Origin of the sequence: Bradyrhizobium centrolobii (assembly GCF_001641635.1) — a bacterium.
Lineage (GTDB): Bacteria > Pseudomonadota > Alphaproteobacteria > Rhizobiales > Xanthobacteraceae > Bradyrhizobium > Bradyrhizobium centrolobii.
This window is the reverse complement of record NZ_LUUB01000090.1, coordinates 63,570-80,671: the sequence shown is the minus strand read 5'-3', so window position 1 is coordinate 80,671 and position 17,102 is coordinate 63,570. Positions and strand designations below refer to the sequence as shown.

14 protein-coding genes are annotated in these 17,102 nt (G+C 64.3%); 9 read left to right on the top strand and 5 right to left on the bottom strand.

Annotated features, from left to right (window positions below):
* Window positions 1-27: 27 nt before the first annotated feature.
* The 4 genes from AYJ54_RS32545 to AYJ54_RS32530 form a co-directional block, all read right to left on the bottom strand.
* A complete protein-coding gene (locus tag AYJ54_RS32545; protein WP_245329181.1) occupies window positions 28-1,572 on the bottom strand; it encodes a Spy/CpxP family protein refolding chaperone in 1,545 nt (514 codons plus the stop codon).
* A 97-nt stretch (window positions 1,573-1,669) separates the two neighbouring features.
* The gene (locus tag AYJ54_RS51550) at window positions 1,670-1,987 is read right to left on the bottom strand and encodes a hypothetical protein (protein ID WP_063705554.1); all 318 of its coding nucleotides are present in this window, start codon (window positions 1,985-1,987) and stop codon (window positions 1,670-1,672) included.
* 123 nt (window positions 1,988-2,110) lie between these two features.
* Window positions 2,111-3,328: an ornithine--oxo-acid transaminase gene (rocD, locus tag AYJ54_RS32535; RefSeq protein ID WP_063705552.1), complete on the bottom strand. Its 1,218-nt coding sequence runs from the start codon at window positions 3,326-3,328 to the stop codon at window positions 2,111-2,113.
* A gap of 67 nt (window positions 3,329-3,395) precedes the next feature.
* Complete coding sequence (locus AYJ54_RS32530; RefSeq protein WP_063705550.1) at window positions 3,396-4,616, bottom strand: cytochrome P450; 1,221 nt, start codon at window positions 4,614-4,616, stop codon at window positions 3,396-3,398.
* Window positions 4,617-4,723: 107 nt separating this feature from the next.
* Between AYJ54_RS32530 and AYJ54_RS32525 the strand changes: the two genes are divergently transcribed.
* The 9 genes from AYJ54_RS32525 to cnbZ all read left to right on the top strand — a co-directional run bounded on the left by AYJ54_RS32525 (window position 4,724) and on the right by cnbZ (window position 15,678).
* Entirely contained in the window at window positions 4,724-5,278 is a 555-nt protein-coding gene (locus AYJ54_RS32525; protein WP_063705549.1) for a phosphonopyruvate decarboxylase, read from the top strand.
* The gene (locus AYJ54_RS32520) at window positions 5,275-5,865 is read left to right on the top strand and encodes a thiamine pyrophosphate-dependent enzyme (protein WP_063705547.1); all 591 of its coding nucleotides are present in this window, start codon (window positions 5,275-5,277) and stop codon (window positions 5,863-5,865) included. The genes AYJ54_RS32525 and AYJ54_RS32520 overlap by 4 nt, the downstream gene beginning before the upstream one ends.
* Window positions 5,866-6,037: 172 nt before the next feature.
* A complete protein-coding gene (locus AYJ54_RS32515; RefSeq protein ID WP_063705545.1) occupies window positions 6,038-6,724 on the top strand; it encodes a TetR/AcrR family transcriptional regulator in 687 nt (228 codons plus the stop codon).
* Between the two features lies 1 nt (window position 6,725).
* Entirely contained in the window at window positions 6,726-7,919 is a 1,194-nt protein-coding gene (locus tag AYJ54_RS32510; RefSeq protein WP_063705543.1) for an efflux RND transporter periplasmic adaptor subunit, read from the top strand.
* A gap of 68 nt (window positions 7,920-7,987) precedes the next feature.
* Complete coding sequence (locus AYJ54_RS32505; protein ID WP_063705540.1) at window positions 7,988-11,083, top strand: MexW/MexI family multidrug efflux RND transporter permease subunit; 3,096 nt, start codon at window positions 7,988-7,990, stop codon at window positions 11,081-11,083.
* 160 nt (window positions 11,084-11,243) lie between these two features.
* The gene (locus tag AYJ54_RS32500) at window positions 11,244-13,292 is read left to right on the top strand and encodes a sensor histidine kinase (protein ID WP_063705539.1); all 2,049 of its coding nucleotides are present in this window, start codon (window positions 11,244-11,246) and stop codon (window positions 13,290-13,292) included.
* Window positions 13,289-13,678 carry a response regulator gene (locus AYJ54_RS32495; protein WP_063705533.1) on the top strand — a complete coding sequence of 130 codons (390 nt, stop codon included), beginning with the start codon at window positions 13,289-13,291 and terminating at the stop codon, window positions 13,676-13,678. Before AYJ54_RS32500 ends, AYJ54_RS32495 begins: the two co-directional genes overlap by 4 nt.
* Window positions 13,675-14,925 (top strand): adenylate/guanylate cyclase domain-containing protein, encoded by a 1,251-nt coding sequence (locus AYJ54_RS32490; RefSeq protein WP_063705531.1) that lies wholly within the window; start codon window positions 13,675-13,677, stop codon window positions 14,923-14,925. The genes AYJ54_RS32495 and AYJ54_RS32490 overlap by 4 nt, the downstream gene beginning before the upstream one ends.
* A 9-nt stretch (window positions 14,926-14,934) precedes the next feature.
* Complete coding sequence (cnbZ, locus tag AYJ54_RS32485; RefSeq protein WP_063705529.1) at window positions 14,935-15,678, top strand: 2-amino-5-chloromuconate deaminase CnbZ; 744 nt, start codon at window positions 14,935-14,937, stop codon at window positions 15,676-15,678.
* 100 nt (window positions 15,679-15,778) lie between these two features.
* Here the strand turns inward: cnbZ and AYJ54_RS32480 are convergent, their stop codons facing one another.
* Window positions 15,779-17,002, bottom strand: a complete 1,224-nt coding sequence (locus AYJ54_RS32480; RefSeq protein ID WP_430641451.1) for an integrase core domain-containing protein — start codon at window positions 17,000-17,002, stop codon at window positions 15,779-15,781.
* Window positions 17,003-17,102: the final 100 nt, after the last annotated feature.

Below are 17,102 nucleotides of genomic sequence, written 5' to 3'. Positions count from 1 at the left end.
TCGGTACTCAAGCAACGCTGGTGGCGGTCACTGGCTTGCCGTCTGCGGCAGCGTGTTGAAGCGGGCCTTCTGCTCGCTGCTCAGCGTTGCATAGAACTCGTCCAATGCCGGCTGCACCCGATTGGCTGCCTCCAGCATGGCTTCGAGCCGCTTCTGCATCGCTTCGAGCCGCCCGACTGGCGTCAGCGGCACGTCATCCGGGCAGGCAGCCTGCAGGGCCTGAACCGCTTGCTTGGTCGCGTCGCCTAAGCGTTCGAGCGCTTCCTTTTGCTTGCCCGCCGGATGTACCACCGCCTCGATCCGTTCGATCGGCAGCTGCGTCAGGCTGGATTTCGGATCGCCGCAGCTTTCGGACCGAGCGTTCGCTTCCTGCTGCTGCGGCTGCTGTTGCGGGCGCTCGCCGATATTGGGGCCGAGCGCGTTGAAACGCGCCTGCTGCTCATCGTTGAGTGAACCATAGAATCGTTCGAGCGCCGGCCGCACGATTTTCACCGCCTCAAGCGTGACGCTGACGCGTGCCGTCATCGCGCGCAGGCGGCCGGGTGGCGTCAGCGCATATGAATCATTGCAGGAGTCCTTGAACACGGCGGCAGCTTTAGCCGCCGCAGCCTTCAAGTCATCGAGCAGGGTGCGCTGCTCGGGTGTCGGCCGTACTGCCTGCGCGATCGACGCGATCGGCCAGGCGGTCACGCCCTTGTCCGGAGCGTCACACAATTGCCGTAGCGTCTGCTGGCTTACGCTGGCGCCCCGGCGCGCGCGGTAGCTGCCACCGGCTTGCGGATAGTCATACGGGTTGATGCTGGCATAGGCGGAATAGCCGCCATCCCCGCCCCAGAACACGGTGTCGACGAAGTCATCGTAGGCATAGGCCCAATAGCCGGGATCGTACGCGTAGGACCAGAACGTGTAGTCAAAAATATCGGAATAGGCATACGGCCAGAACACCGGCCCAAGCCACGCCACGAAGACCGCAGGATGACGGTGCCGCCAGGCCTGCCGGGGAGCCCAGCCGCTCTGGCGGGTGATGAGTGCCGCTTGGCTTTGCGGAGTGGCGTGCTCACGGAAACGCTCCGCAAATCGCCCGCGCTCGGCGGCCTGCGCGGCGGCAGTGGCGGCTCGCCCAACTGTCGTCGGCTCAGGTCCCAACCGCTGCAGGCGCGCCTGATCCCGCTGTTGCATGCTCTGCTCGCGCTGCAGCAGGCGGTTCTGTGTCTGCAACGCCCGCTCCTCTGTACGTTGCGCCCGCCGGCCCTCCGGCTTCTGCGACTGCAATTGCTGCACGCGCTGTTGCAGCCGATCGATGCGCGTCTGACGTTCTGTGGTCTGGCGCGTAAGCATCTCGCGCTGCCGCTGGTCGACGTGCTGCTCGCGCTGTTGCACTCGCTGCTCGCGCTCAAGCAGCCGGCTCTGCGACTGCAGCAACCGTTGCTGCTCGCGTTGAGCCCTTGCGCCTTCTGCGGGCTTTTGCGACTGCAATTGCTGCACGCGCTGCTGCAAGCGGTCGATGCGGCCCTGGCGTTCCGTGGATTGGCGCGACAGCGTCTCGCGCGGCCGTTCCTGCCGCTCGCTCACTGCCGGCGGCGCGCTGGGGCGTGAGGGGGCTGCGATATGCGGCGTCGGCCGCGGTGCCATGGCCGGACGCTGCGCTGCTGCCGGCGCCCGATGGAATTCAGGCCGCGGTGCCGCCACGTGCGGGGCAGCTCGCGGCGGTGGTGCAGCGAAGTGTGGGGTCGGACGCGGCGGCGGTGAGGCGATGTGCGGCGCCGGATGTGGCGCCATCGCCGGTCGCTGCGGCATTGCCGGTGGATGGAATGCCGGCGCGGCGGGGCGCGCCATGGCTGGCGGCGCCGCCGGACGGGCCATCGCCGGTGGCGCTGCCGGTCGTGCAGCCGGTCCCGGTGGTCCACCCCTTCCATGGTGGTCCTGGGCGGACGCGCCGACGCCCGCCGCGAGCATCGAGACGCCAACCAAAAACGCCGAAAAGCACACGCCCCGCGGAAGCATGATAGCAACTCCACGCTAGTCCCAGTCGCCCGCAACTGTTCAACGCGGAGGTGACGAAATCGTTCGGCCGCCGCCCGGCATTGCGGTATTCCGACGCAGGCAGGCCTTACGTCAAATCCTGCGTAAGGATGGCCGCGATCCGCTCCAGCGCCCAGTCGACTTGGTCGCTGGTGATGACAAGCGGCGGGGCGAAGCGGATCGTGTGCTCGTGGGTATCCTTGGCGAGAATGCCTTCGAGCTGCAGCGCCTCGCAGTAGCGTCGCGCACGTCCGGCCTCGGGATTGAGCTCGACAGCCAGCATCAGCCCGCGTCCGCGCACCTCGCGGACGGTGTTGGCGCGAATGCTTCCGAGGCCTTGCAGGAAGCGCTCACCCTGCACCGCAGCGTTCTCGATCATTCCTTCCTCGACGAGAACGCGGAGCGCCGCCCGCGCCACCGCACAGGCGAGCGGGTTGCCGCCAAACGTCGAGCCATGCTGACCCGGTTTCAGCGTGCCGAGGACCTCGTTGTTGGAAAGCACGGCCGAGACGGGATAGAAGCCGCCGGACAAAGCTTTGCCGAGCAATGTCACATCCGCCTCGATGCCCTCGTGCTGTTCCGCAAGCAGCTTGCCGGTGCGGCCGAGCCCGGTCTGGATCTCGTCGAGGATCAGCATCACCTCGTGCGCGGTGCAGAGCTCGCGCACCCCCGTGAAATAGCCTGCCGGTGGAATGATGACGCCGGCTTCGCCCTGGATCGGCTCGACCAGGAAGGCGACAGTGTTCGGCGTGATCGCCGCTTCCAGCGCGGCGAGATCGCCGAAGGGAATGATCCTGAAGCCCGGCGCGAAAGGTCCGAAATGTTCGCGCGTGGCCGCATCCGTCGAGAAGCCGACGACACCGAGGGTGCGTCCATGGAAATTGTTGGCGCAGACGATGATCTCGGCTTGCCCGTCGGGCACCCCCTTCACCTCATAGCCCCATTTGCGCACGGATTTGATCGCGCTCTCCACCGCCTCGGCCCCGCTGTTCATCGGCAGCACCTTGTGCGAGCCGGTCAGCTCCGCGATCTCTTCGTAGAAGGGAGCGAGCTGGTCGTTGTGGAATGCGCGCGAGGTCAGGGTTAGTCGGCCGGCCTGTTCGACCATCGCGGCCAGGATTTTCGGGTGGCAGTGGCCCTGGTTGAGCGCCGAATAAGCGGACAGGCAATCCAGATAGCGGTTGCCTTGGGTGTCCCAAACGAACACGCCTTCGCCGCGCGACAGGACAACACCAAGCGGCTCGTAATTGCGGGCGCCGAAGCGCGCCTCTCTCGCGATGAAATCATCGACTGGCGGACTACTCATCCTTCGTCACTCCAGCTCATGGGTAGCGCGCATTCTAACCGACAATGCGGAGCTCGTTCAAAAATGCTCAGCCGATGGAGCAGGGTACGCTCAGGAAGCCGCGGAACCGCACCCGTCCGCCCCGCACCGGCTGGCCGCTCAGGCCATAGTTCGGGAAGCGCGCCAGGAAGCGCGAGATCGCGATGGCGCCTTCGAGCCGCGCCAGCGCCATGCCGGCGCATTGATGCGCCCCGGTGGCGAAGGCGAGATGCCGGTTCGGCGTGCGCGCAACGTCGAAACTCTCGGGATCCGGAAACTGCGCGGGATCGCGGTTGGCCGCACCGATGCACAGCGTGATCGAGGTGCCCGCATCGAGCATGATGCCGCCGAGTTCGACCCGCTCCGTGGTCATGCGATTGCCGAGCTGGTTCGAGCTCTCATAGCGCAGCATCTCCTCCACCGCGGTCTTGATCAGCTCGGGGTTGTCGATCAACCGCTGCTTCTGATCCGGGTTCCGATGCAGCGCCACCAGGCCGTTACCGATCAGATTGGTGGTGGTCTCGTGCCCGGCATTGAGCAGGAAGATGCAGTTGTGCAGCAATTCCTTCTCGGTCAGCCGCTCGCCGTTCTCCTCGCCCTGGATCAGGCGCGTCAGCACGTCGCGCTCGGGATTGCCGGGCTTCTGGCGACGGCGGGCAACCAGCGTCTCGAGATAGGCAAGGAAGTCCTTCACCGCCTTGTTGCCGCGCGCCGCGGCCTCAGTCGACACGACCGGTTCGAGCGCTCCCAGGATCGCCAGCGACCAGTCGCGGAGCGGCTTGCGCTCGTCGTGGGGAACGTCGAGCAGATTGCCGATGACCTCGATGGGGATGGAAGCAGCAAAGTCGTCGATCAGCTCGCTATGGCCCTTGGCGGCGATGGCGTCGAGCAGGCCGTCGATCAGTTTGATCAGGTCAGGCTCCATGCCGGCGATCGCGCGCGGCGAAAGCGCGCCCATGATCAGGCGCCGCACCCGGGTGTGAGAAGGCGGATCGTTGAAAACGAGGCTCGTGGTGTGGTGCTCGTAGAGCAGGGAGTCGCCATATTTCGGTGCGAACTCGCGCTTCTTGTCCGAACTGAAGGACTTTGTGTTCTTGTAGGTGGCGACGAGGTCGTCGTACCGGGTCAGGAACACGGTGCCGTTCGGCAGGCGCTTGACCGGCTCGTTCTCCCGCAGTGCACGATAAGTCGGGTAGGGATTGTCGTAGAATTCGGGCGTCAGCTTCTCCAGATCGAAATTGGCCGCCAGTTCTCTCGCATCTGCGTTCATGCCGCCATACTCGCCGGTTGAGACCGATATGCCATTTTCGCACTTTCGAGCGATGCGGCTCACCGTCTACAGTCGTGCCACGATTTGCTAGCCGACCGGACAGGAAAATGCACGCCCGCGCTGATGCTGCCGACACGGCCCCCGAATCGAGCACTCTTTGGCCCGACGATATTTTCGCGACATTGCAACGCTTCGACGTCCGTCAGGTGCCTTACGTGCCCGACGCCGGCCACTCGAAGCTGATCCAGCGCGTGCTGGCCTCGTCCACGATGCGTGGCATTCCGCTGACGACGGAGGAGGAGGGCGTGGCGCTGCTGGCCGGCGCCTGGGCCGGCGGACAGCGCGGCGCGCTGCTGATGCAGTCGAGCGGGGTCGGCAACTGCATCAACATGCTGTCGCTGATCCCGATCCTGCGCTTCCCGTTCCTCACGCTCGTGACCATGCGTGGCGAGTGGGGCGAGTTCAATCCATGGCAGGTGCCGATGGGATCGACCACGCAGGGCGTCTTCGAACTTTCGGGCGTCAAGGTGCTGCGGGCCTCGAACGCGGCCGAAGTGCCGGCGGTGCTCGAAGCCGCCGCCGCGCAGGCCTATAATGCCCTCACGCCGACCGCCGTCCTGTTGTCGCAGCGCCTGATCGGCGCCAAGGTTTTCACCAAATGAGCAAGGCCAATCTTCTTGACCGCCGCCAGGTGGTGTCCGCGCTGCTTGCCAACCGCAAGGATGTCGTTGCGATCGGCGGCCTGGGGGCCTCCACCAACGACATCACCGCCGCAGGCGATCACGCGCGCAACTTCTACCTGTGGGGCGGCATGGGCGGCGCAGCGATGATCGGGCTCGGGCTCGCGCTGGCGCAGCCGAAACTGCCGGTCCTGGTGATCACCGGCGACGGCGAGATGCTGATGGGCATGGGCAGCCTTGCCACCATCGGCCTCCAGAAGCCGTCCAACCTTTCGATCGTGGTGCTCGACAACGAGTGCTATGGCGAGACCGGCGGCCAGACCAGCCACACCTCCGCGGCCGCCGACCTCGTCGGCGTCGCCAGGGCCTGCGGCATCCCGGACAGCCGGGCGATCTCGACCATGGCCGAGGTGGAGGCCCTTGCGAGAGCCGTCCATGATGTCTCCGCCGGACCGAAATTTGCCAATGTGAAGATCGACAGCGCCAACGTTGAGCGGATTTTGCCAAGCCGGGACGGGACCTACATCGTCAACCGGATCCGCGGCGACCTCGGCTTCCAGCCGATCTAGCCCTCTCGAATCAATCTGCCCCGAAGAGGACCTGCCGGCCCTGCCGTGTCGGCGGGCGATGGCCGTCGGGCAAATTTTCCATTGAATCTACAACCCATTTAGGTTGCGTCGCAGCATTTGGCTTGACTTTTGCGTGGGTGAGTGGTTACTCACTAGCATGAGCTCATTACGCATGACGAGCGACCTGAGGCGTCAGTTGATCCTCGGCGCAGCCAAACGTTGCTTTGCCCGTCACGGCTATAACGGCACCACGACGAAGAGCGTGGCGGCCGCTGCTGCCATTTCCGAAGCGCTGTTGTTCAAGCATTTCCCCTCCAAGGCGGCGCTCTATGCCGAAATCCTGAGCGACGAATGCGAGGCCGATCCGGCGCTGATGGAGCTGCTCGAGCGGGAGCCGTCGACCGCTGCCCTGGTCGAGCTGATCCGCGGCATGGTCCAGCATTTCCTCGAGATTGCCGACGGCCCCGACCAGGAGGAGGCGCAGCGCCTGCGACTGATGGCCACGAGTCACCTGGATGATGGCGAATTCGCTCGCCTGCTATATGCCAAGATCGAGAAGCTGATCGGAACGGTCTTCGTCGCCTCGCTCGAGCGTGCAGTTGCCGCAGGCGACGCACGGCCTTTCGCCGGCGAGCCGCTCAACCTGTTCTGGTTTGCGCATCATTCGGTGATGACGGCTGCGCTGACCAGGCTGCCGGCCACGCCCTGTCTCGCTTACGGCAAGGCGAACGATCTCGAACGGCAGCTCTGTGAGTTTCTCCTGAGGGGTATAGGACTTAACGACGCCGCAATTGCTTCGCATCTGGACCGCGCATTGGCGCCGGGTGCCGGCAAGACGGCGATTGCAGAAAGTGCATGACATGAACATCGTAGCCGAACACAAGATTTCGGGCGAACCGATCGACAACAAGGCTGCCAAGCGTCCGGTCAAGCCGGTGCGCTGGTTTCTCATCGTCGGCGTGCTGCTGGGCGCGCTGGTCGGTGGCCTCGTCTGGTTCAACTCGTTCCGGGGCCAGATGATCAAGCAGTTCTTCGCCAACAACAAGCCGCCGCCGGTCGCCGTCAGCGCGGCGGAGGCGAAGTCAGAGGTGGTGCCGAATCTGTTGACCGCGGTGGGCGAACTCGCCGCCGTGCACCAGGTCAACGTCACTGCTGACGTCAACGGCCGCGTCACCGAGATCAAGTTCGAGCCGGGCGCGCATGTCGAGGAAGGCATGCCGCTGGTGCAGCTGTTCGATGCACCGGAGCAGGGTGACCTCGCCAACTTCAAGGCGCAGGCGACCGTCGCGCAGCTTTCGCTCGACCGTGCCAAGCAGCTGGCGTCGCGCCAGTTCGGTCCGCAGGCGACTGTCGATTCCGCTCAGGCCGCCTACGACCAGGCGCTGGCCGGCATCGCCAAAACCGAGGCGCTGATCTCGCAGAAGCTGGTGCGCGCGCCGTTCTCCGGCGATCTCGGCGTCCGCAAGGTCGAGGTCGGACAGTATCTGACCGCTGGCACGGCCATCGTCTCGCTGACCGATCTGTCGGAGCTGTGGGCCAACTTCACGGTGACGGAAAAGGACTCGGGCAATCTCAAGGTCGGCCAGCCCGTCCGGTTGAGGGTCGACGCCTATCCAGGCCGCACCTTCGACGGCAAGATCACGACGATCGAGCCGCAGATCTCGACCGACACCCGCAACATTCGGGTGCAGGCGACGATCGCCAATCCGGAGAAGATCCTGAAGCCCGGCATGTTCGTGACCACCACGGTCGTGCTGCCGGACAAGCCGGCGGTGATCACCGTGCCGGAGACGGCGGTCGACTACACGCTCTATGGCGACGCGGTGTTCGTGATCACCGAGAAGAAGGAAGAGGACGGCAAGACCAGCCTGAGCGCGGTCCGCACCTTCGTGCAGACCGGCAATCGGGGCGATGGCCGTGTTGAGATCCTCAAGGGCGTGAAGGCGGGTGACAAGGTCGTCGCCGTCGGCCAGCTCAAGCTGCAATCGGGTGCCGCGGTGTCGATTTCGACCGACCCGCCGCCGCCGATCCCGGCGCAGCCGCCGCGCTACTGACATTACATTCGCATGATCCGGCCCGGCCGGATCATGCTTCTTGAGACAAAGAAATCGAGATCGCCGCGATGGCCTTTACCGATATTTTCATCAAGCGCCCGGTTCTATCGGTCGTCGTCAGCCTGCTGATCCTGCTGATCGGTCTGCGCGCAGCGATGGTGCTGCCGATCCGGCAATATCCGAAGCTTTCGAACACGGTCATCAACATCACGACCGTCTATCCCGGTGCGTCCGCGGACCTGATCCAGGGCTTCATCACCACGCCGATCGAGCAGGCGGTCGCCTCCGCCGAAGGCGTCGACTACATCACCTCGTCCTCGGTGCTCGGCACCTCGACGATCCAGGTCTACATCAAGCTCAATTTCGACCCGAACCAGGCGCTCACCGAGGTGCTCGCCAAGACCAACTCGGTCAAGTACCTGATCCCGAAGGAATCCAACGACCCGATCGTCACCAAGACCACGGGCCAGACCACGGCCGTGATGTATCTCGGCTTCTCGTCCGAGGAACTGTCGGGCTCGGCGATCTCGGACTATCTGACGCGCGTGGTGCAGCCGGTGCTGTCGACCGTCGACGGCGTCGCCTCCGCTGACATTCTCGGCGGCCAGACCTTCGCGATGCGGCTGTGGCTTGATCCCGTGAAGATGGCCGGCCGCAACGTGTCGCCGGCCGATGTTGCGGCTGCGATCACCGCGAACAACTTCCAGTCTGCGGCGGGCCAGACCAAAGGCTTTCTCATCGTCTCGAACGTCTCGACGAATACGGGTCTCACCGACGTCAACCAGTTCAAGAAGATGATCGTCAAGGCCAAGGACGGCGGCTTCGTGCGCATGGAGGACATCGCAACCGTCGAACTTGCCGCGCAGAGCACGGACGCGAGCGTCGCCTTCAACGGCGAGCACGCGATCTTCATCGGCGTGCAGGCAACCCCGCAAGGCAACCCGCTGACGCTGGTCAAGGGCGTGCGCGCGCTGTTCCCCGAGCTCGAGCGCAACCTGCCGCCGTCGATGAAGATGAAGGTCGCCTACGACTCGACCAAGTTCATCCAGTCGTCGATCGACGAGGTCGAGAAGACGCTGGGCGAAGCCGTGATCATCGTCATCGTGGTGATCTTCCTGTTCCTGGCCTCGCTCCGCTCGGTCATCATTCCCGTCGTCACCATTCCGCTGTCCATGATCGGCGTCTGCACGCTGATGCTGGCGCTGGGCTTCAGCTTCAACCTGCTGACCCTGCTTGCGATGGTGCTCGCGATCGGCCTCGTGGTCGACGACGCCATCGTCGTGGTGGAGAACATCCACCGCCATCTGGAGGAGGGCAAGACGCCGGTCCAGGCGGCGCTGCAAGGCGCGCGTGAGATCGTCGGTCCCGTCATCTCCATGACCATCACGCTCGCCGCGGTGTACGCGCCGATCGGCTTCCTCGGCGGCCTCACCGGCTCGCTGTTCCGCGAGTTTGCCTTCACGCTCGCCGGCTCGGTGATTGTATCCGGCGTGATCGCGCTGACGCTGTCGCCGATGATGTGCTCGGTGCTGCTGAAGAACACCGAAGAAGGCCGCTTCGCCAAGCTCGTCAACAAGGTGTTCGGCGCAGTAACGCGCTGGTACGGCCGCAAGCTCGACCGCTCGCTCGACTACAAGGCGGTGACGGGACTCTTCGCGCTGACGATCCTCGGGCTCGTCGGCTTCCTGTACATGCACACGTCGAAGGAGCTGGCGCCCGAGGAAGATCAGGGCATCGTGTTCGCGGTGACCAAGGCGCCGAAATACGCCAACATCGACTATCTCGATTTCTATGGCGACAAGCTCGACAAGGAATTCCAGAAATTCTCCGAGACCGATCTGCGCTTCGTGCTGAACGGCATCAACGGCCCGCAGGGCGGCATTGCCGGCATGCTGCTGAAGCCGTGGGACGAGCGCAAGCGGTCGTCGATCGCGCTGAAGCCGCTGGTGCAGGCGGAGCTGTCCAAGATCGAGGGCGTGCAGGCGTTCGCCTTCAACCTGCCGCCGCTGCCGGGCGGGCCAGGCGGCCTGCCGGTGCAGATGGTTATCAACTCCACCGCGGGATTCCAGACCGTCTATGAGCAGATGGAGAAGCTGAAGGACGCTGCGCGCAAGAGCGGCATGTTCATCGTCTCCGACAGCGATCTTGCCTTCAACCAGCCGAACGTGAAGGTGACGATCGATCGCACCAAGGCTCAGGACCTCGGCGTCAACATGCAGAACCTCGGCAGCACGCTGGCGGTGCTGCTCGGCGGCAACTACATCAATCGCTTCAATCTGGAGGGCCGCTCCTACCAGGTGATCCCGCAGGTGCCCCGTGGCAAGCGGCTCTCGCCGGAATCGCTCGGTGGCTATTATGTAACCACCAACACGGGTGCGCAGCTCCCTCTGTCGACCGTGGTCTCGATCCAGACCACCACCGACCCGAATTCGCTGACGCACTACAATCAGCTCAATTCGGCGACGTTCTCGGCCGTGCCGATGCCTGGCGTGACCATCGGTCAGGCGGTGGACTTCCTCGAAAGCGAAGCCAAGAAGCTGCCGCAGGGCTTCAGCCACGACTATCTCGCCGACAGCAGGCAGTACGTGCAGGAAGGCAACCAGCTCGCGATCACCTTCGGTTTCGCGCTGATCATCATCTTCCTGGTGCTGGCGGCGCAGTTCGAGAGCTTGCGTGACCCGCTGGTGATCATGATCTCGGTGCCGATGGCGATCGTCGGCGCCCTGATCCCGCTGTTCTTCGGCGTCGCGACCATGAACATCTACACCCAGGTCGGTCTGCTCACCCTGGTCGGCCTGATCACCAAGCACGGCATCCTGATGGTGGAGTTCGCCAACGAGCTCCAGATCAGGGAACGGCTCGACCGCCGCTCGGCGATCGAAATGTCGGCCCGCATCCGCTTGCGTCCGATCCTGATGACGACGGCGGCGATGGTCACCGGCCTGATCCCGCTGCTGACGGCGACCGGCGCCGGCGCGGCCAGCCGCTTCTCGATCGGCCTCGTGGTCGTGGCCGGTATGTCGATCGGCACGCTGTTCACGCTGTTCGTGCTGCCGGCGGTCTACGTCGTGCTGGCGACCGATCACAGCAAGGAGGCCGAATCGGAGCGCAACAAGCAGATCGAGGCCATGGACCTCGGCTCCAAGGCGCTGCGGCCGACCTGACACAGAAGGCCAACTGAACCAAAAGGGCGGCATCGGCTGACACCGTTGCCGCCCTTTTTCTGTGGTCGGCAGCAGGGGTGATTCCGCGGTGCCCCGCGTTGGACGTCTTTTCCCGCGCCTGCGAGAGACAAGGTCCGGCCTTCTTGCTAGGTTTGCCGGGATGAGCATTTCCCTCCATCCCGACACCCCGCAGGCCCGGACGCTGCCCAGTGCAGCGCCGGACGGCGTCGGTTCGGAGGCCGGACCGCGGCCGGGGATCCGCACGCGGCTGTTCACCAAATATGTCGCGCTGTTCGTGGCCGTCGTCGCCATCGCGCTGCTCGCCAACGGCCTCTTCGAGGTCTTCTTCTATTATCGCGAGCACAAGGCATCGCTGATCCGGGTGCAGCACGAGCAGGCCGAGGCGGCGGCGGCCAAGATCGGCCAGTTCGTCAAGGAGATCGAGAGCCAGCTTGGCTGGACCATCCAGCTGCCGTGGTCGGCGGGCTCGATCGAGCAGCGCCGGTTCGATGCGCTGCGGCTCCTTCGCCAGGTACCCGCCATCACCGAGCTCGCCCAGGTGGATGCGACCGGCAAGGAGCGCCTGCGCGTCTCGCGGCTCGCGATGGACGCGATCGACAGCGGGGTGGATCTCTCGATCGATCCGAAATTCACCGAGGCCGTCGCCCACAAGGTCTATTACGGGCCGGTCTATTTTCGCCGGGAGTCCGAGCCCTACATGACGCTGGCGCTGGCCGGCGCGCGCAAGGATGCCGGCGTCAGCATCGCGGAGGTGAATCTCAAGCTGATCTGGGACGTGGTCTCGCAGATCAAGGTCGGCGAGCACGGCCATGCCTATGTGGTCGGTCCGGAGGGGCGCCTGATCGCGCATCCCGATATCAGCCTCGTTCTGCGCAACACCGACATGTCGGGGCTCGCGCAGGTGCGCGCTGCGCAAGCCGGCGGCGGCGTCACGCCGGATTCGCTTCAGGAAGCGACCAACATCCAGGGACAGAAGGTTCTGACGGCGTCGGCGCCGATCGCGCCGCTCGGCTGGACCATGTTCGTCGAGCTGCCGGTCGAGGAGGCCTATGCAGCCCTCCATGCCTCGTTGGAGCGGCTCGCGATCGTGCTGCTCGTGGCGTCGATCTTCGCCGTGCTCGCCGGGATCTTTCTCGCGCGCCGCATGGTCGGCCCGATCCAGGCGCTGCGCAGCGGCGCCGAGCGCATCGGCGGCGGCGATTTCTCCCAGCGCATCTCGATCAGGACCGGCGACGAGCTCGAAGGGCTCGCCGACCAGTTCAACGACATGGGCGCGCGTTTGCAGGAATCCTATGCCGACTTGGAAAAGAAAGTCGCGCAACGGACGGCCGAACTCAGCCAGTCCCTCAACGATTTGCGCGCCGCACAGGACCGCCTGATCCAGACCGAGAAGCTCGCCTCGCTCGGCCAGCTCACCGCTGGCATTGCCCACGAGATCAAGAACCCGCTCAACTTCGTCAATAACTTCTCCTCGGTGTCGACGGAGCTGATCGATGAGCTCAACGAGGCCCTGCGATCGGCTTCGCTGGACGGCAAGACGAGGGAGGACGTCGACGAGCTGACCCGCATGCTCAAGAGCAATCTCGATAAGGTCGTGCAGCACGGCAAGCGCGCCGATTCCATCGTCAGGAATATGCTGTTGCATTCGCGCGAAGGCTCGGGCGAGCATCGTCTCGTCGACATCAACGCGATCGTCGAGGAGAGCCTCAATCTGGCCTATCACGGCGCGCGCGCCGAAAAGCCGAGCTTCAACGTCACGCTGAAGCGCGATCTGAATCCGGCGGCCAGTGCGGTCGACATCTATCCGCAGGAGATCACGCGCGTCCTGCTCAATCTGATCTCGAATGGATTCTATGCTGCTGCCAAACGCAAGGAGAGCGCCGGGGACGGCTTCGAGCCGACCTTGAGCGCGACGACCAGGAATCTCGGCAGCGGGGTCGAGATCCGGATCCGCGACAACGGCACCGGGATTCCGCCCGAGGTGAAGGAGAAGATGTTCAATCCTTTCTTCACCACCAAGCCGGCCGGCGAGGGCACCGGGCTTGGCCTTTCCATGAGTCATGACATCGTCGTGAAGCAGCATGGCGGAACGATCGACGTGAATACCGAGCCCGGTGTATTTACCGAGTTCATCATCACGCTGCCGCGCACGCTGGCAGCGGAAGGCACTACCGGAGGCAAGACTTGAACGTTTATATCCTGGTCGTCGATGACGAGCCCGACGTCGAGGCGCTGTTCCGTCAGCAGTTCCGGCGCGACCTGCGCGCCGGCCGCTTCCAGATGGAGTTTGCTCCCTCCGCGCCCGATGCGCTCAGGCGCGCCGCCGAGGTCCGCGATCCCGCGTTGATCCTGATCCTGTCCGACATCAACATGCCCGGCATGAGCGGACTCGACATGCTGCCGAAGGTGCGGGCCGAATATCCGCACGTTCCCGTCATCATGATCACGGCTTATGGCGACGCCGAGACGCACAGGAAGGCGATCGAGCGGGGCGCCGTCGGGCTCCTCACCAAGCCGATCGACTTCGCGCAGCTGCGCCAGGAGATCGACACGCGGCTCGAGCAGGCGGCATGACGGCGACCATCCTCTTCGTCGACGACGAGCCCGACCTCGAGGCACTGGTCCTGCAAAAATTCCGCAGGCAGCTTCGCGAGGGGCTGGTCAACTTCATGTTCGCGCGCGACGGCGTCGAGGCCCTGGAGTCGATCGCGCAGCATCCGCATGTCGACATGGTCGTCTCCGACATCAACATGCCGCGGATGGACGGGCTGTCGCTGTTGCAAAAGCTCCAGGAAGCCGAGGACAAGAAGTCGACCATCATCCTTTCCGCCTATGGGGACATGAGCAACATCCGCACCGCCATGAACCGCGGTGCATTTGATTTCCTCACCAAGCCGATCGACTTCGTCGACCTTGAGACGACGATCGAGAAGACCCTCCGCCATATCGAGATGCTGCGGGAGGTGCGGCGGCGTCAGATGGAGGCAGAGCGGGCTCATGCTGCCCTGTCGCGCCATTTCTCGCCGGAGCTTGCCAAACGACTGGCGGCAAGCGGCGAGGGCGACGGGATGGAGGTGCAGTGGCGCGAGGTCGCGACCATCTTCACCGACATCACCGGCTTCACGTCACTGATCGAGAGTGCACCACCCGAGGCGCTCGGGGCGCTCCTCAACGAATATGTCGGTGGAATGGCCGAGGTCGTCTTCGCGCATGAGGGAACGGTTGCCAAGATCATCGGCGACGCGATCCAGGTGCTGTTCAACGCGCCCGGCGACCAGCCGGATTATGCGACGCGAGCGGTCGCCTGTGCCCATGATCTCGACGCCTGGGCTGAGGATTTTTGCGCTCGCCAGAAGACGAAGGGTGTGAATTTCGGAACGACCCGCATCGGCGTCCATTCCGGCCCCGCACTGGTCGGCAATTTCGGCGGCAATCGCTTCTTCGACTACACCGCCTATGGCGATACGATTAATATCGCGGCGCGGCTGGAAGCCGCCAACAAGTATCTGGGCACGCGGATTTGCGTCAGTGCGAGTGTTGCTGGGAGTGCCGAGAATTTTCAGGGACGCCCCGTGGGCGATCTGATGTTGCGCGGGCGCAGCGAGCCCCTGCGTGCATTCGAGCCGCTGCCGCCGGCAAGATTCGAAGCGCCGGCAACGGCGCAATATTCGGAGGCCTTTGCCAAGCTGGAGGCAGGCGATTCTGCGGCCATGCCCGCCTTCGCCGCACTGATCGGCGTGCATGCCGGCGATCCCCTGGCCGGCCTTCATCTCAAGCGCCTGCTCAACGGCGCCAAGGGCGTCCGCATGCAACTGGAATAGGAGTTGGACATGACGCGCGAATTCTCTGCCGGTAATTATCGTTTCATTCCGTCCGTATTCCAGTATTCGGCCGGCGCCGCGGCAGATGATGGCTATGAGATCGAGCGGGTCCGGTTCGATCGGCTGGTGCCGCTGGCTGAAGGATTTGCGCGCGCAGCGAAGTTTATCCAGGACACCGGGCGTCCGCTGACTGCCTTCTGCGCCTGCGAGCTGCGCTCGCCGGCAGCGTTCAGCGAAGAGGGCTTTCGCGCGTTCAACCTGCACTACGTGAAGACGCTCTCCGAATGGGGCATCTTCGACGGAACGACCAATCCGGTGGCGCGCAGCAACGTCTGTCCCGAGATCGATCCGCCGTCCGAGCCGTCATTCTATGCATTCTCCTTCACGAGGCCGACGGGGTCGAAGACGCCGACCTTCGTGATCGCGGGTGGGGCCGAAGCACGCGAGGGCAGCGGCAGCTATGTCGAACGCACCGTGCGCTACCGTGACCTCAGCCCGGAGGGCCTGCGGGAGAAGGTGCGCTTCACGACGTCACAGATGGAAACCCGGTTGACCGCCTTCGGTTTCGGCTGGAAGGACACCACGGGCGTACAGGCTTATTCAGTGCACGATTTCCATCACGCGCTGGCGGACGAGCTGGTCCGCCGCGGCGCGCTGCGCTCGGGCCTCACTTGGCACTTCGCGCGTCCGCCGGTGGTCGATCTCGAATATGAGATGGACTGCCGGCGCGTGATGCGCGAGGTCGTGATCTAGTGCGTGATGAGATTAGGTCTGATCGACCGTCTCGGTGTGCAACCGGCAACATAGGTAACAGTTCAAACCGACGACATGGGTAACACAATTCTCGTTTCGTTCAGGTCTGTTGCTGTTGGGGCTGTGGACCCTGTGGGGAACGCGCAGCGTTGCCCACAAGTCCACAGCCCTTGCGTTTTGGTTGCTGTAACCGGTCGTCACCGTGCGCGATGGTCCCGAGCACGATCGGTCCATAGCTGACGGTCCAACCATCCTCGTTCTCGGCAAGGACGATCGGTTCGCCAACCAAAGCTGCGCTGATGTAGATCATGTTGCCGTTCAGCTTGATCTCGCCGTTGTGACGGACGCGGCGCACCTCGTGGTCATCGTCATATTCCGGCTCGCGCAGGATGCCATCGAACCGGCGCGTGGAAGCCTGATAGCAATCGGCCGGCGTGGCGTTCTCGAGCGCCTGGTGAGGACGCTCGTCGTTGTACAGCCGCTGGAACTCCCGCAGGCGCTTGAGCTGCTCGCGCATGCTGCGCGCCGGCGGGCTGGCAACCTCCTGCAACAAGGTCAGATGCATGCGCTCGTGGCGGCCGTTCTGCTGCGGCTTGCCGGGAGCTATGCGCTCCGGCGTTACGCCAGCCTTGATCAACAGCACGGATAACCTCGACAGGCCGCCGGCACCCCGCGAAGCGAACGGCGAGCCGTTGTCCGAGCGCATGTGATACGGCAGCCCGAACTCACGGAATGCCGCATCGAGCACCGGCCAGACGTGCTCGGTGTCCGCGCGAGGCAAGGCCTGACAGCGTAGAAGATAGCGGCTATGGGCATCAGTCAGTGTCAGCGGCTCACAGCGCTTGCCGTCCCCGGTCAAGAACCAGCCCTTGAAGTCGATACACCAGACGTCGTTGGCAGCCTCACAATGGGCAAAGGGTGCGCTCGACGGCGGACTGCGCCGGCGCATCTTGCGCTTCACCGTCAGGCCCTCGCGGTCAAACAGCGCTCCGATTGTGCTTGCTGCAGGCCAATCCGTCCCCGGCCAGCGGCGTTCCAGACGAGCTCGCACCTTCACCGGTCCCCAGGTTGGATGCGCCCGCCGCACCTCAAGGCAGCGCTCGGCGATCCTCCCACTGATCGCCCGAGGATGATGCAGCGGCGCTCGCGATTGGTCCAGCAGCCCCGCAAACCCCGCCTCGCGATAACGTCCAAGCCACTTATAGCCGGTCTTTCGGCTGATGTTGAAACGCCGACATGCCGACGCAATCGTTTCGTCACCCCTCTCGATCGCAAGCATGAACCGCATCCGTTCATCCACGGCACAGGTCTCCATCCACCCCATCGGCAAGGTCCTCCTCGCCGATCAGTTGACCTGTTACCCATGTCGTCGGTCTATTCTGTTACCCATGTAGCCGGTCAGGACCTCGGTTTCACCTCTCCCC

Excerpts from the sequence above, each read along its gene's own strand:
- AYJ54_RS32510 (WP_063705543.1), top strand. The coding sequence starts at position 6,726 with ATGAACATCGTAGCCGAACACAAGATTTCGGGCGAACCGATCGACAAC.
- AYJ54_RS32505 (WP_063705540.1), top strand. The coding sequence starts at position 7,988 with ATGGCCTTTACCGATATTTTCATCAAGCGCCCGGTTCTATCGGTCGTC.
- AYJ54_RS32525 (WP_063705549.1), top strand. The coding sequence starts at position 4,724 with ATGCACGCCCGCGCTGATGCTGCCGACACGGCCCCCGAATCGAGCACT.
- AYJ54_RS32515 (WP_063705545.1), top strand. The coding sequence starts at position 6,038 with ATGACGAGCGACCTGAGGCGTCAGTTGATCCTCGGCGCAGCCAAACGT.
- cnbZ (WP_063705529.1), top strand. The coding sequence starts at position 14,935 with ATGACGCGCGAATTCTCTGCCGGTAATTATCGTTTCATTCCGTCCGTA.
- AYJ54_RS32490 (WP_063705531.1), top strand. The coding sequence starts at position 13,675 with ATGACGGCGACCATCCTCTTCGTCGACGACGAGCCCGACCTCGAGGCA.
- AYJ54_RS32480 (WP_430641451.1), bottom strand. The coding sequence starts at position 17,002 with ATGGGGTGGATGGAGACCTGTGCCGTGGATGAACGGATGCGGTTCATG.
- AYJ54_RS32520 (WP_063705547.1), top strand. The coding sequence starts at position 5,275 with ATGAGCAAGGCCAATCTTCTTGACCGCCGCCAGGTGGTGTCCGCGCTG.
- AYJ54_RS32500 (WP_063705539.1), top strand. The coding sequence starts at position 11,244 with ATGAGCATTTCCCTCCATCCCGACACCCCGCAGGCCCGGACGCTGCCC.
- rocD (WP_063705552.1), bottom strand. The coding sequence starts at position 3,328 with ATGAGTAGTCCGCCAGTCGATGATTTCATCGCGAGAGAGGCGCGCTTC.
- AYJ54_RS32530 (WP_063705550.1), bottom strand. The coding sequence starts at position 4,616 with ATGAACGCAGATGCGAGAGAACTGGCGGCCAATTTCGATCTGGAGAAG.